This is a genomic window from Marichromatium bheemlicum, from assembly GCF_012276755.1.
Classification (GTDB): Bacteria; Pseudomonadota; Gammaproteobacteria; order Chromatiales; family Chromatiaceae; genus Marichromatium; species Marichromatium bheemlicum.
This window is the reverse complement of the sequence record NZ_JAAXKX010000001.1, coordinates 355,507-368,135: the sequence shown is the minus strand read 5'-3', so window position 1 is coordinate 368,135 and position 12,629 is coordinate 355,507. Positions and strand designations below refer to the sequence as shown.

Annotated in this window: 13 protein-coding genes and 1 pseudogene; 3 read left to right on the top strand and 11 right to left on the bottom strand. The window is 59.9% G+C overall.

Annotated features, from left to right (window positions below):
- From HF203_RS01570 to HF203_RS01555, 5 genes and pseudogenes are all read right to left on the bottom strand, one after another.
- On the bottom strand, nucleotides 1-572 hold a 572-nt coding region (locus tag HF203_RS01570), incomplete at its 3' end, for a transposase (protein WP_246221597.1).
- Nucleotides 573-863: 291 nt separating this feature from the next.
- Nucleotides 864-1,007, bottom strand: a pseudogene (locus tag HF203_RS16160) (transposase); the annotation flags it as partial.
- 220 nt (nucleotides 1,008-1,227) lie between these two features.
- Entirely contained in the window at nucleotides 1,228-1,833 is a 606-nt protein-coding gene (locus HF203_RS01565) for a hypothetical protein (RefSeq protein ID WP_168665881.1), read from the bottom strand.
- A gap of 122 nt (nucleotides 1,834-1,955) precedes the next feature.
- Nucleotides 1,956-2,468 carry a hypothetical protein gene (locus HF203_RS01560; protein WP_168665879.1) on the bottom strand — a complete coding sequence of 171 codons (513 nt, stop codon included), beginning with the start codon at nucleotides 2,466-2,468 and terminating at the stop codon, nucleotides 1,956-1,958.
- Nucleotides 2,465-3,433, bottom strand: a complete 969-nt coding sequence (locus HF203_RS01555) for a hypothetical protein (RefSeq protein ID WP_168665877.1) — start codon at nucleotides 3,431-3,433, stop codon at nucleotides 2,465-2,467. The genes HF203_RS01560 and HF203_RS01555 overlap by 4 nt, the downstream gene beginning before the upstream one ends.
- 127 nt (nucleotides 3,434-3,560) lie before the next feature.
- Here HF203_RS01555 and HF203_RS01550 point away from each other — a divergent pair, with 127 nt between their 5' ends.
- Together HF203_RS01550 and HF203_RS01545 are read left to right on the top strand one after the other, a co-directional pair.
- Nucleotides 3,561-3,866, top strand: coding sequence for an IS1 family transposase (locus HF203_RS01550; protein WP_005224098.1), 306 nt, complete (start codon nucleotides 3,561-3,563; stop codon nucleotides 3,864-3,866).
- A 368-nt stretch (nucleotides 3,867-4,234) separates the two neighbouring features.
- Entirely contained in the window at nucleotides 4,235-4,576 is a 342-nt protein-coding gene (locus tag HF203_RS01545) for an IS1 family transposase (protein ID WP_168665875.1), read from the top strand.
- 621 nt (nucleotides 4,577-5,197) lie between these two features.
- Here the strand turns inward: HF203_RS01545 and guaA are convergent.
- On the bottom strand, nucleotides 5,198-6,784 hold the full coding sequence (guaA, locus tag HF203_RS01540; protein WP_168665873.1) for a glutamine-hydrolyzing GMP synthase: 1,587 nt from the start codon (nucleotides 6,782-6,784) through the stop codon (nucleotides 5,198-5,200).
- A 124-nt stretch (nucleotides 6,785-6,908) separates the two neighbouring features.
- A complete protein-coding gene (guaB, locus tag HF203_RS01535; RefSeq protein WP_168665871.1) occupies nucleotides 6,909-8,375 on the bottom strand; it encodes an IMP dehydrogenase in 1,467 nt (488 codons plus the stop codon).
- Nucleotides 8,376-8,483: 108 nt separating this feature from the next.
- Here guaB and xseA point away from each other — a divergent pair, with 108 nt between their 5' ends.
- The gene (gene xseA, locus HF203_RS01530) at nucleotides 8,484-9,836 is read left to right on the top strand and encodes an exodeoxyribonuclease VII large subunit (protein WP_168665869.1); all 1,353 of its coding nucleotides are present in this window, start codon (nucleotides 8,484-8,486) and stop codon (nucleotides 9,834-9,836) included.
- A 30-nt stretch (nucleotides 9,837-9,866) separates the two neighbouring features.
- Here xseA and HF203_RS01525 read toward each other — a convergent pair whose 3' ends face one another.
- The 4 genes from HF203_RS01525 to HF203_RS01510 all read right to left on the bottom strand — a co-directional run bounded on the left by HF203_RS01525 (nucleotide 9,867) and on the right by HF203_RS01510 (nucleotide 12,490).
- Nucleotides 9,867-10,760, bottom strand: a complete 894-nt coding sequence (locus tag HF203_RS01525; protein ID WP_168665867.1) for a hypothetical protein — start codon at nucleotides 10,758-10,760, stop codon at nucleotides 9,867-9,869.
- A gap of 104 nt (nucleotides 10,761-10,864) precedes the next feature.
- On the bottom strand, nucleotides 10,865-11,134 hold the full coding sequence (locus HF203_RS01520; RefSeq protein ID WP_168665865.1) for an ATP dependent RNA helicase: 270 nt from the start codon (nucleotides 11,132-11,134) through the stop codon (nucleotides 10,865-10,867).
- Between the two features lie 260 nt (nucleotides 11,135-11,394).
- Nucleotides 11,395-11,580: a hemin uptake protein HemP gene (hemP, locus tag HF203_RS01515; RefSeq protein ID WP_168665918.1), complete on the bottom strand. Its 186-nt coding sequence runs from the start codon at nucleotides 11,578-11,580 to the stop codon at nucleotides 11,395-11,397.
- Between the two features lie 112 nt (nucleotides 11,581-11,692).
- A complete protein-coding gene (locus HF203_RS01510; RefSeq protein ID WP_168665864.1) occupies nucleotides 11,693-12,490 on the bottom strand; it encodes a substrate-binding periplasmic protein in 798 nt (265 codons plus the stop codon).
- Nucleotides 12,491-12,629: the final 139 nt, after the last annotated feature.

The following is a 12,629-nucleotide window of genomic DNA, read 5'->3' as shown; positions in this document are numbered from 1 at the left end:
GGGTTGAGATCGACATAGGCCATCACCGCCAACAGCGCCGTCTCATCGAGGATCGCCTGCGAGCGGAAGCGTCCCTCCCAGAACCGCCCGCGTACCCCGTCCTCCCGATTCGCCGCCCGCGCGATCGACTCGTTCAACACCCGCATGAACCAGGAGAGATCCTCCAGCCGCGCCCGATAGGTCGCGACCAACCCCGCGACCCCATCCAGCTCCGTCTCAGTCATCTCTGCCCGCGTCGCAGGCGACAGAAACCGCTCCACCACCATAGGCCCTCGGAACAGACACCGCCAGCGCCGCAACACCTCGGTATCCGACCACCCCGCTGCACGATCGGCATCCACCCGCACCACCAGATGCACGTGATTGCTCATCACCGCATAGGCCGCGACATCGATCGCGAACACCCCCGCGAGCTGGCGCAACCGCAGCTCTACCCACCCGCGCCGATGCTCGAAACTACGCCCCGTCAGCCGATCGAAGCCGCAGAGATACGCCCGCCGCACGCACCGTGTGACGACGTGATACCAGGGCGTATCGGACAAGGAGACGAGCGCGGCGCGGGGACGAGTCATGGGGCATCTCCGCTGGAGGTGTTGGGAGAAGCGTAGGAGAAGGCCTTGGGAGCGTCAACGGTAAATGGGTGTCCCTTTATTTTCGAAGCTCCGCCCCGTCAACCGATCGAAGCCGCAGAGATAGGCCCGCCGCACGCACCGCGTGACGACGTGATACCAGGGCGTATCGGACAAGGAGACGAGCGAGGCGCGGGGACGAGTCATGGGGCATCTCCGCTGGAGGTGTTGGGAGAAGCGTAGGAGAGCGCCTTGGGAGCGTCAACGGTAAATGGGTGTCCCTTTATTTTGCCACTCCACCCACCCGCGCCGATGCTCGAAGCTCCGCCCCGTCAACCGATCGAAGCCGCAGAGATAGGCCCGCCGCACGCACCGCGTGACGACGTGATACCAGGGCGTATCGGACAAGGAGACGAGCGAGGCGCGGGGACGGGTCATGGGGCATCTCCGCTGGAGGTGTTGGATGAAGCGTAGGAGAGCGCCTTGGGAGCGTCAACGGTAAGTGGGTGTCCTTTAGTAACCCACGCTTGCTTGCATCCGTAGATGCCTCAGGCATTTCTTTTCGAGTAACCCACGCTTGCTTGCATCCGTAGATGCCTCAGGCATTTCTTTTCGTACAAAACGTAGATTGTAAAAAACATCCGTGTTAATGCATTTGTTAGCCATTTTTTTTAATTGGCATTAAATACCAATGAATTAACTTTGGTAAAAACCATATCATGTGCTCAATATCAGTTTGATCATATGCTCCGCCAATATTGAGTACTCCTGTATTTTCATTTTCCCAATCCATTGAAAAACGCTCATGATCTCTGTTTAAGTGGGTGATCCCACTTGCTGATTTGTAGACCCCCCTAATATTTTCTACTTCTTCAGTGAATCCTAAACTTTCGAGTTTTTTGCGGACCTCCACTGGTTTTGGGAATTTGTCAGTATTGTATTTGTTTGCATGGTCTGGAGCAACACAAACAAGTTTGTAACCTGCAAGTGTTTCGATTGAAGATCTTTCACAAACTATTGCATCTGCAAGTAGTCCTGCCTCTGCAAGGGTTAAAGATGAGAAAACATGATTAAAAAATCGGGTTGATAAAAGCAATTTTACATTACGTAAAGTGCTTTTCGGACTTGTCTCAAGACTCACATAAAATTTTGAGAATTCATCAACTGCCTCAACCCATTCTTTTTTGAATTTGCTTCTGACTCTTATGGATCTTTCTTTTATCGATTCTGAATGAATAACAAGATTGTCAAAGGAAAAATTCATAGCAGAATAAATGAGTTTTTATTTGGCTAACAGTTGATTAGACGGAATCAGTAATTATTGCGCTATACAGATTCTCTCGATAAATGGGTGTCCTTTTATTCTCTCTACCTGTCTTTTAACTGCTATTGATGCAAAGTGTCAACCTTGCTATCAACATTTTTCTTTCTGAGGTCATTAAGAAAGAAATAGTTGGCCAGGATTACTCGAAAAACTGCGTAAAGCTGCGAGAGTGTTAATAGCGAAACAACAAAAAATGCAGTGTGTTTTGCATGAACAATCCAATTTCCCATGATTAGGTGTTTTGCGATAGGGGCGAGAAACTGTAAAGATAATACAGCCATCAATACGATCGCGGATACCATGACGATCTCAACTAGTTCACTTAAATAATTCGCGTCAGTGTCCGCTTCATTTAACGAATTAACAGAGATGTTTTTGCCTTTGAATGTCCTTCCTATTGCTCGCGGGTAAATAATTGCGATCCATGCGCCGATTATTGCGAATATTATTGAAGAAATATTGAGGAGCGCCCCTAGAGTGTCCTTGTAAGCCGAATAATTTAAAGATGATGCTGTGTCTTTTAATAGGTAAGTTGCAATAGCTGAGATTATGGTTAGTGCAATGTACTTGATCATTGCGCTATCGCCTCTTCTATTTCAAAGGCAGGGCTATCTAAAGGCCTCAGTAAATCCTGCCTCTGAGACGTAATTGCGGTTAACAAGGATTGTGGCGTTATTATCTCATTGTCTTCCCTGTTTGTGTTGATTTCAGCGGAAAAAGCAACGCTAGCTCCTTTTAACATAATCCTTTTTCCGTTGTTATATATGAAGCCTGCATTCCTGATGGTGCTCGCCGTGTTTTGCTCGGCATAATTTCTTATTATTTGGCGAAGCTGCTGTTCTGTTGGTTTGAATTGTAGCTCGTGAGTAATTGTTCTTGCTTGATTAAATGTTGGGTTATTTGTTAACAGGCCAGAAAATACGCGCTCCAATAATTTTCGATCATCCTCGATGGTGTATTGAAGGGTCTCTATTTTAATTATTCGTGTTATTTTGTTTAGATTTTGAAATAATTCTGCTTCGAGCTCTTCCTGCTTCCTGCCGAGAGCATGAAACTTTGAGTGAATTCTGGAGCTTTGATCGGTGGGTTGGCCGTTTGCGGAGTATCCAATTACAGTGCCGTCTCCATCAAGGACTCTAAATGGAGATTTATTAGCAAGAAACCCATTCAAAAAGCAATCTAAATTTTTCTTGCCTTGAATGGAATGGCTAAATCTAATACTTGCAAATACATCCTTTTCAGGGATAAACCAAAAATAGCTAGGAAACCCAGGTATAGCAGGCGTGTTCCCAAAGCCTGTCGTTAACATGTCTGTGTTGCCCGGCCTATCCGTAGGGTTCATTCCGTAAATAACGCCGTTATCGTTTGAAGATTCATTCCAAAGTATAAGGATGCTATCTCCATTTAATTCGTTTTTGTGCCAATTGCAAAAGTAGGTGTTTTTTAAATCATTATCTGGGTCGGCTTCGTAAGTAGTGGTGTTGACAAATTCTCGGCCATCTCTAGACCAAAGATTCAATTTGTGGAGGATGTCGTTCAATCCACTAAACTCTGTTGTGTCTTTACCTCGAAGATAGAATCCGCACTTCTTGATATCGAAAAATTGGTAGTGCCCTGACCGATAGGTTTCGATAAGATCAGAATCTCTTGCTTTAAGGGTGAAGACGATGTATCTGACATGTCCGCAGTGTCACTCCAACCATGTGACCAAAAATGGATTCAACCGGCTGAAAAAGCAGTTGTACAAGTGTCAAGATTGCGGCCGCCAGTTCGTTCTCCATCCTGCCAAGGGCCCGGTTTCTCAGGAAACCCGCGAACTGATCGATCGGTTGCTGCTGGAAAAAATCTCCCTGGCCGGAATTGCCCGTGCGGTGAAAGTCTCCGAGGCCTGGCTGCAGAACTACGTGAACGAGAAGTACAAGAAGGTTCCTCGTCAGGTCGCGCTAAAAAAAACACCACACCCTACGGAGTGATCCTGGAGTGCGACGAACTGTGGTCCTTTGTCGGAAAACGCCTGAACAAACAATGGATCTGGCTCGCCATGGATCGCAGGGCTATCGCATCAAGCACCCCTAATATTCGATTACGCTAATATTAGATATAATTCAAAGCGATAGGGGGTTCTGCACTCGTTGCTTAAGACGAGGTTTCGCCGAGGGCTCGCTTCTTGGCGCCATGATCAAGACGAAGCCTCGCTCCAGTTGCGGATCTTGTCTTGCACAGTCCGAGATCTTTCGTGGGAATAAGGACGGAGTTTCGATGCACGATGGCGACAATAGACTGATATCAAAAGATATTGGCATCTTATAATATTAGAGATCCTTGATGCGATAGCCCTGCCATGGATCGCCTGACCCGGCGTATCGTTGGGGTCCATGTTGGCGATCGTACGGAGCGCTCCGCACAGGCTCTGTGGGATTCCATCCCAGCGCAATATCAGACTTCCGCTCCCGTCTACACAGATTTCTGGAGCGCCTATGCGCGGATCATCCCGGCACACCGACATTACCCCAGTGCGAAGTCACAAGGGGAAACCAACCACATCGAACGGTTCAACGGTACACTCCGGCAGCGTATCTCCCGCTTGGTGAGAAAGTCGCTTGCGTTCTCGAAGAACCAGGAAAACCATCTGGGTGCACTCTGGAACTTCATTCATCACTACAACGCCACGATGTGCGTGTGATTCATTGTGGGTGAGACAAGCACATAGAACGATTCAAAACCCTATCTTTCAGGGCACTACCGAAAAATTTAATTTTTGCTTCTAACATCCTTGATCCGTTATATGGCTTCTGTTTCAGGTGCCCGACGGCAGTTAACAGTTGAATGGATTGATATCCGCGTTTCCAGGGAAGACAAAGCAGGGCTATCGCATCAAGCACTCTTAATATTCGATATTGCTAATATTTTATATAATTCAATGCGATAGAGAGGTCGGCACTCGTTTGTCAAGACGAGGTTTCGCCGAAGGCTTGCTTCTTGGCTCCATGATCAAGACGAAGCCTCGCTCCAGTTGTGGATCTTGTCTTGCACAGTCCGAGATCTTTCGTGGGAGTAACGACGGGGTTTCGATGCAAGATGGCGACAATATACTGATATCTAAATATATTAGCGTATTGAAATATTAGATACTCTTGATGCGATAGCCCTGGAAGACAAGGACATCCAGGTTCCCCCCCAACCACCAAATCCTACACTCCCCCCTCCTACAAAAACAAAAAAAGCCCGCTCACGCGGGCTTCTTTCTCTCTTCCTGATCTCTAGCTGCCGCCAGCAACACACCCCGGCGACAGCTCTCCCGACCTCACTCCCACTCGATGGTCCCCGGCGGCTTGCCGGTGATGTCGTAGACCACGCGTGAGACGCCGTTGACCTCGTTGACGATGCGCAGGCAGACGCGTTCGAGGAAGTCGTAGGGCAGGTGGGCCCAGCGGGCGGTCATGAAGTCGATGGTCTCGACCGCGCGCAGCGCGATGACGTGGGCGTAGAGACGGTTGTCGCCGACGACGCCGACCGAGCGCACCGGCAGGAATACGGCGAAGGCCTGCGAGACCTGATTGTAGAGATCGGCCGCGCGCAGCTCCTCGATGAAGATGTGGTCGGCCTGACGCAGGGTCTCGGCATAGTCCTTCTCGACCTCGCCGAGGATGCGCACGCCCAGCCCGGGGCCGGGGAAGGGGTGGCGGTAGACCATCTCCGAGGGCAGGCCCAGTTCGACGCCGATCTTGCGCACCTCGTCCTTGAACAGCTCGCGCAGCGGCTCGACCAGCGAGAGGTTCATCTCCTCGGGCAGGCCGCCGACGTTGTGGTGCGATTTGATGACCTTGGCCTTGCCGGTCTTGGCGCCGGCCGATTCGATCACGTCGGGGTAGATGGTGCCCTGGGCGAGCCACTTGACGTCCTCGATGCGGCTGGCCTCGTCGTCGAACACCTCGATGAAGGTGTTGCCGATGATCTTGCGTTTCTGCTCGGGGTCGGAGACGCCGCGAAGACGACCGAGGAAGCGGTCCTCGGCGTCGACCCGAATCACCTTCACGCCCATGTGGCTGGCGAAGGTGCGCATCACCTGGTCGCCCTCGCCGAGACGCAGCAGGCCGTTGTCGACGAATACGCAGGTGAGCTGGTCGCCGATGGCGCGGTGCAGCAGTGCCGCGACCACGCTGGAGTCGACGCCGCCGGAGAGCCCGAGCAGCACCTTGTCGTCGCCGACCTGTTCGCGAATGCGGGCGATGCTGTCGTCGATGATGTTGCTCGGGGTCCACAGCTTGGCGCAGCCGCAGATGTCGAGCACGAAGCGCTCGATGATGCGTTGGCCCTGGCGGGTGTGGGTGACCTCGGGGTGGAACTGCACGCCGTAGAAGCCGCGGCTCTCGTCGGCGATGCCGGCGAGCGGGGCGTTGTCGGTCTCGGCGATGGCAGTGAAGCCCTCGGGCAGGCGCTCGACGCGGTCGCCGTGGCTCATCCACACGTCGAGCAGGCCGAAGCCGGCCTCGCTGGTGTGGTCCTCGATGTCGCGCAGCAGTCGCGAGTGGCCACGCGCCCGCACCTGGGCGTAGCCGTACTCGCGGTGACTGGCGGCATTGACGCTGCCGCCGAGTTGCGCGGCCATGGTCTGCATGCCGTAGCAGATACCGAACACCGGTACGCCGAGCTCGAAGACCAGCGGATCGGCGCGCGGGGTCTCGGCCTCGTGCACCGACTGCGGGCCACCGGAGAGGATGATGCCGCGCGGGGCGAAGTCACGGATCGCCTCGGCGTCCATGTCGCACGGATGGAGTTCGCAATAGACGCCGGCCTCGCGCACGCGGCGTGCGATCAGCTGGGTGTACTGGGAGCCGAAGTCCAGGATCAGGACGCGGTCGGCGTGGATGTTGGTGGTGTGGCTGGACATTGGTGGTCTGCTGCTAGGGGTTGGCGCCACCCCGGCCGCCGCCGCGCGGGTCCGACCGACCCGGCCGCGCCTGGGGCATCGGCGCAAAGCGCATCGCGGCGCCCGAGGGCGCCGCGATGGGGGCTTAGTTGTCGATGCGGTAGTTGGGCGCTTCCTTGATGATCTGCACGTCGTGGACGTGCGACTCACGCATGCCCGCGGCGCTCACCCGCACGAACTGCGGTTTGGTGCGCATCTCGTCGATGGTGGCGCAACCGGTGTAGCCCATGCTCGAGCCGAGGCCGCCGACGAGCTGGTGGATGACGTTGCGCAGGCTGCCCTTGTAAGGGACGCGTCCCTCGATGCCCTCGGGTACCAGCTTCTCCTTGTCGGTGTTCTCCTGGAAGTAGCGGTCGCTGGAGCCCTCGGTGGCACCCATGGCGCCGAGCGAGCCCATGCCGCGGTAGGACTTGTAGGAGCGTCCCTGATAGATCTCGACCTCGCCGGGGGCCTCGTCGGTGCCGGCGAACATGCCGCCGATCATCACGCTGTTGGCGCCGGCGGCGATCACCTTGGCGATGTCGCCGGAGAAGCGCAGGCCACCGTCGGCGATCACCGGGACGCCGGTGTCCTTGAGTGCCTCGGTGACATTGGCCACGGCGCTGATCTGCGGCACGCCGACACCGGCGACGATGCGGGTGGTGCAGATCGAGCCCGGACCGATGCCGACCTTGACCGCGTCGACGCCGGCCTCGACCAGCGCGCGGGCGGCCTCGGCGGTGGCGATGTTACCGCCGATCACCTGCACCTCGGGGTAGTGCTGCTTGACCCAGCGCACCCGGTTGAGCACGCCCTGGGAGTGGCCGTGGGCGGTATCGACCACCACCACGTCGACGCCGGCCTCGACCAGCGCCGCGACCCGCTCCTCGGTGCCCTTGCCGACACTGACGGCGGCACCGCAGCGCAGCCGCGCCTGGCTGTCGCGCGAGGCCTTGGGGAAGTCCTTGGCCTTCTGGATGTCCTTGACGGTGATCAGGCCGCGCAGCTCGAAACGGTCGTTGACCACCAGCACCTTCTCGATGCGGTGCTGATGCAGCAGCTTCATGACATCCTGGCGATCGGCGCCCTCGAGCACCGTGACCAGCCGCTCCTTGGGAGTCATGATGGCCGAGACCGGCGCGTCCATGCGCTTCTCGAAGCGCAGGTCGCGGCCGGTGACGATACCGACCAGTTCACCGTTGTCGGTGACCGGCACGCCGGAGATGTTGTTGGCGTGGGTGATCTTCACCACCTCGCCGACGCTCAGGTGCGGCGAGACGGTGATCGGGTTGCGGATGATGCCGCTCTCGTACTTCTTGACCGTGAGCACCTCGCGGGCCTGCTGCTCGATGGTCATGTTCTTGTGGATGATGCCGATGCCGCCCTCGAGCGCCATGGCGATCGCCAGCCGAGCCTCGGTCACCGTGTCCATGGCCGCCGACACCAACGGGATGCGCAGATCGATCTCGCGAGTGAGCTTGGTTTGGAAATCCACCTCGCTCGGGATCACCGTGGAGTGAGCCGGGACGAGGAGGACGTCATCGAAAGTAAGTGCTTCCTGGATCAGGCGCATGGATGAAAGGGCTCCGGGGGTGGTGCAAGGTGGAAGGTAACCTGCAATTATAAAACTTATCTTGACTTTTGTAAACTGGCGTTTTCCCTTGGTCGTGGGGTTTGATTGATGCGTGCAGTGTTCGATCCCGAGATCTATACGGTCTCGCGGCTCAATCGCGAGGTCCGGGCGGTGCTCGACGGCGCCTTTCCGGTACTGAGGGTGCGTGGCGAGGTCTCCAACCTCGCCGCGCCGGCCTCGGGTCATCTCTACTTCACCCTCAGGGATGCCGGTGCGGCGGTACGCTGCGCGTTGTTTCGCGCCCGGGCGCGGACAGGCGCGATGCGTCCGACCAACGGTCAACAGGTGGTGGTGCGTGCGCGTGTCGGGCTCTATGAGCCACGCGGCGACTTCCAACTCATCGTCGAGTCGGTCGAGGCCGACGGCGCGGGGGCCGCGCGCCTGGCCTTCGAGCAGCTCGCCGCCCGGCTCGAGGCCGAGGGACTGTGCGCGCCCGAGCGCAAGCGTGCACCGCCGGCCTTTCCGCGTCAGGTCGGGCTGATCACCTCGCCGAGCGGGGCGGCGCTGCACGATCTGTTGGTGGTGCTGCGACGTCGCCAGCCGGGGTTGGCGGTACTGATCTATCCGGCCCAGGTGCAGGGCGAGGATGCTGCGGCCTCGCTGGTTGCGGCGCTGGCGCGAGCCAATGCCCGTGCCGAGTGCGACGTGCTGATCCTCGCCCGCGGCGGCGGTGCGCGTGAGGACCTGGAGGCGTTCAACGACGAGACCCTGGCGCGTGCCGTTGCCGCCTCGTCGATCCCGGTGGTGACCGGGGTGGGGCACGAGACCGATCTCAGCATCGCCGACTTGGTCGCCGATCGGCGCGCGCCCACGCCCTCGGCGGCGGCCGAGCTGGTGGCCCCGGCGCGCGAGCCGCTGCTCGCCCAGCTCGACAGGTTCGAGGGTCGGCTGGCGCTGGCGTTGCGCCAGCGCATCGAGGCCGAACGGCAGCGGGTACAGGGGCTGGAGCGTGGACTGCGATTGCTCCATCCGCGCGCCCGACTCGAGCAGCGCGCCCAGCACCTTGATCGGCTCGAGACACGCTTGGCGGCGGCGCTGGCGGCGCGGTTGCAGCGCGAGACGCAACGCCTGGACGCGCTCGCCAATCGTCTCGGTCGTTGCCACCCCGGGCAACGCTTGGCGCCGGCCTGGTTACGGTTGCAGGGGGTGGAGCGACGGTTGCGCCAGGCCGAGGCGGCGTTACTCGAGCGTCGCCGCGCGCGGCTGGCTCGGGCCGTCGCCGGACTGGATGCTCGTGGTCCGCTGGCGACCCTGGCGCGAGGTTATGCCGTGGTCACCTACCCGCCGGGTGGTGCGCCGGTGCGCGATCCGGCAGTGCTGGCACCGGGGGCGCGGGTCGGGGTGCGGGTGCATGGCGGTGCGTTCATCGCTCGGGTCGAGGCCAGTGACGAGGACGATTGAGCCAGCGGTGGTGGTGCGCTCGATCCGGCCTCAATCCGAGAGGGCGTTGATCAGGGTCCGCCAGATCGGGTCTTCGCTACCGTCGAGCGCTGGTTGGTCCTCGATCAGGGCCAGTGCGCGGCCGCTGTCGTCATAGAGGCGTAGTTGGCGTCTGCTGGCGCCGTGGGGCTGGAACACCCAGGCGCTGTCGATCGCCCCGGTGTCGAGACGTAGCCGCGCACCGTCGCCGATGAGTTGCAGCCAGGGGCCGGCGCGCCGGTGGTGGCTGTGGAAGACGCCGCTGAAGCACTGTGCGGCGCCGCGGGTGCCGGTCAGCAGGCGCAGGGCGCGCCCCTGATCGGCGAGTGCCTCGAACAGGCAACCGACCAGCTCGTGATCGACCAGGGTGAGTCGGCCATGATCACGCAGGCGCGGTGGGTGCAGCCGGAGCCAGCCGCAGACCTCGGCAAGGTCGTGGCGGGTGGCCGGGTCCTCGGGGCCGTGCCAGGCCGCGGGGCGGGGCGGTGGGTCGCGCCGTCTCCGATTCGGGGTGTCGCGGCGGCGTTCATCGGCATGGGCGTGGAGTAGGGCGCGTAGGGCGAAATCGCTGGCCTCGTGGCGCAGCGACAGCCCCAGGAGCGTGGCGCCGGCGGCGTCCTCGATCTGCAGCCCACGCGGCCGTGCATGCAGTCCGTGCCAGTGGGTGAGAAAGCCGTGCAACGCGAACCCGCGTCCCCGCAACCAGGCATAGTGGTCGCGGATACGGATGCCCTGCAGCAGTGCCTGCTGGGCCAGGCGTATCCCCAGGGTCTCGGTCTCGATCCAGACCCGGTCGAGACAGCCGAGGTCCCACAACAGCGCTTGCCAGGGACGGTGTCCCGGAGGGTGGGCGGGGGGATGGAGGGGGACGACCGGGGCGAGCGAGGCGGGGCGGGTGGCGTGCATCTGTGTGACTCCTGTCGATCAGCATGGGTTGAATGCCTGGCCACGGAGGCACGGCTGGCGCTCTCGGGCTGGCGTGGCCTGGTTCGGGGCGCCGTGGGCGCGTGTCAATGACCGGGCGCCAGGGCTCGGGTGCGGTGCGTGGCCAGCCAGCGCCAGTGTCGGGCGAAGCGGCGCAGGTGGCACTGCTGGTCGGGGTCGCGACAGCCTGCGGGGTGCAGATAAAGCGCCTCGATGTGCTGGATCACGGCGCGGGCCTGGGTGCTGGAACCCTCACGCGCATAGCGGCGGATGAGTTCGCGCAATCGCGATTCCAGCTCGCTCGGCGTGAGTCGGGAGAGGTCCTGGGCGGTGAGTTGGTCGGTGATCTCCTGCATCTCCTGTACCTCTGAGGGTCGTCATCGGGGCTGTTTTCCTGACGTCGGTGTGCACGCCCGCTGATGTGGGTGACAGGGCGCCGCCCCGGGTCGGCATGGCGATGCTCCGGGGGTGGGCTGGCAGTGGAGGGGGCCGAGGGGCGCGGGGCGGTGGTGTCCATCTCCGGCCTGTGGGTTCCTGGACGCTGGCCAAGGTGGTCGGGCGCGTGGGGCCCGGGGCTGGTAGTGAGGGGACCAGCCCCGGAGGGCGATGCTCGGGGCTACTTGGTCAGGATCAGCTTGTTGTTGCGGGTCATCCGCAGGAAATAACGCTCGCCGGCGTGGTCGATCAGCAACAGGTGTTGGCCGCCGAGCAGGGTCCGGCTGTCGATGCTGCGTAACTGGGCGGGGCCCTTGCGGCCGAGGGGGCCCTGGCGGTGGCTGTCTGTCGAGGGAACGGATGGCATGGTCACGGCGCTCGGTCTCCAGTCTCGCGTTAATGATGCGTTACAAATGACAATCGTTATCGTTTGCAGTAAAGCTAGTCATTCGGATGCGAGATGTCAACCCCGGTCGTGCTCAATCGTCCATGTCACGCCCGAGGTAGTCGTGCTCGAGTCGCCGATACTCGGCCTCGCGCTTGAAGCGGCTGAGTTCGGTGGAGAAGCGCGCCACTAGTTCGGGGGAGACGTGCGCCTTGCTGAAGATGAGGTAAAGTCCGTCGATCTTGATCGGGTGTGCGGTGATCGGGACGACACGCTCGCTGAGTCCCAATCGATCGACGAGCTGTTGGCCGTTGCCCTGTTCGGCGACCACGAAGTCGAGCCGCCCGGCCTGTAGCTTGCGGAAGTTCTGTTCGTCGCTCTCGGCCTCCTCGGCGACTTGGTGACGCTTGATGAAGTCCCAGAACTCGGTGGTGTAGCTGTAGCCGCGCACCACCCCGACGCGGCGCGCGCGCAGCTCGTCGATCCCCTGATAGGTCGCCGCGAGGCTGGGCTCGGCCCACAGCACCCAGGGCGTTTCCACCAGTGGCTCGTCGGGGTAGTGGCTGAAGCGGGCGCGCTCGGCGGTGTAGTTGGCCGAGAACAGTGCATCGGCGGCGCCGCGTTCGAGCATGACGATCGCACGCTTCCAGGGGTAGACCCGGGTCTCGCGGGTCGCGACGCCGAGGCGCTCGAAGACCCGCCGTACCACCTGGGTGCTGAAGCCGTCGAGACGACCGTCGACGACCATCTGGTAGGGGGGCCAGAGGTCGCAGACGACATTGAGAGGAGGCTCCGTGGCCGCAGATGTCTGGGGCACGAGGGTGCAGCACAAAGACAACAGCAGGGCGCGCAGGGCGGTGATGGGGATGGGGTGAGAGCGGCGTTCGGGCATGGCGGGAATCCTGGCGCAATGCTGGCTGGACCGGACTGGGGCTGGTGATGGGGGCGCTTGTCTGACGTGCCAAGCGCTCGATGCAGTGTGGCGCACTGGTGTCGAATCTTTCATGGCCGAGACGGCGCGAGTGCTATTC